Origin of the sequence: Streptomyces sp. RP5T, assembly GCF_003933965.1 — a bacterium.
In the GTDB taxonomy this organism is placed as follows: domain Bacteria; phylum Actinomycetota; class Actinomycetes; order Streptomycetales; family Streptomycetaceae; genus Streptomyces.
The window spans coordinates 1-1,269 of the sequence record NZ_RSAJ01001103.1; the positions used below are offsets into that span (position 1 = coordinate 1).

General features: G+C 73.1%; 1 protein-coding gene. It reads left to right on the forward strand.

The window, feature by feature from the left end:
- Positions 1 to 102: 102 nt before the first annotated feature.
- The coding region (locus tag EHS43_RS44775; RefSeq protein WP_125196078.1) for a diaminobutyrate--2-oxoglutarate transaminase family protein at positions 103 to 1,269 on the forward strand (1,167 nt) is incomplete at its 3' end.

Sequence of the window (1,269 nt, forward strand, 5' to 3'; positions counted from 1 at the left end):
GTGCCGAGGAGTCGAGCAAAGGGTTCCGGGGCTCCGTATGTCGGGGCGGGCGAGTCCGCGAGGGAACCGCTTGCCCCTGCACAGCGCGACGACGGGAGAACCATGGCCGTGACCGAGACCGCTACCGGGGAGGCCACGGCGGGGCCCACCCCCGTCGCGCAACCGCCGCGGGCCCGCTCCGCGCACGAGGGCATCCTGCGGCGCCAGTCGGCCCGCGAGTCGGCAGCGCGCACCTACGCGCGCGCCCTCCCCATCGTCCCTGTGCGCGCCCGAGGCCTGACCATCGAGGGCGCCGACGGACGCCGCTATCTCGACTGCCTCTCGGGCGCCGGCACTCTGGCCCTCGGACACAACCACCCCGTCGTCCTGGAAGCCATCCGCAAGGTCCTCGACTCGGGCGCGCCCCTCCAGGTCCTCGACCTCGCGACCCCGGTCAAGGACGCCTTCGTCACCGAACTCTTCCGCACCCTCCCTCCCGGGCTCGCCGACCACGCACGCGTGCAGTTCTGCGGGCCGGCCGGCACCGACGCGGTGGAGGCCGCCTTCAAACTCGTACGCGCCGCGACCGGCCGCGACGGCGTGCTCGCCTTCGCCGGCGCCTACCACGGCATGACCTCCGGCGCGCGCGAGGCGTCCGGCCACGCCTCTGACGTGCGGGTCACCCGGCTGCCCTATCCGCAGGACTACCGCTGCCCCTTCGGCGTGGGTGGCGCGCACGGCGCCGAACTCGCCGCCCGCTGGACGCAATCCGTACTCGACGACCCCAAGTCCGGGGTGCCCTTGCCCGCCGGGATGATCCTCGAACCCGTCCAGGGCGAGGGCGGGGTCCTCCCCGCCCCGGACGAGTGGATGCGGCGCATGCGTCACATCACGGCCGACCGCTCCATCCCGCTCATCGCCGACGAGGTGCAGACGGGGGTCGGGCGCACCGGTGCCTTCTGGGCCGTGGAGCACAGCGGCATCACCCCCGACGTGATGGTCCTCTCCAAGGCCATCGGCGGCAGCCTGCCCCTCGCCGTCGTCGTCTACCGCGACGACCTCGACGTCTGGGAACCCGGTGCCCATGCCGGCACCTTCCGCGGCAACCAACTCGCCATGGCCGCGGGCACGGCCACGATGGCCTACGTCCGCGAGAACGACCTCGCCACGCGAGCGGCAGCGCTCGGGACACGGATGCTGGAGCAACTCCGCTCCCTGGCACGGGAGTTTCCTGTGATCGGCGAGGTGCGGGGGCGGGGGTTGATGATCGGTGTCGAGCTGGTGGAGGCA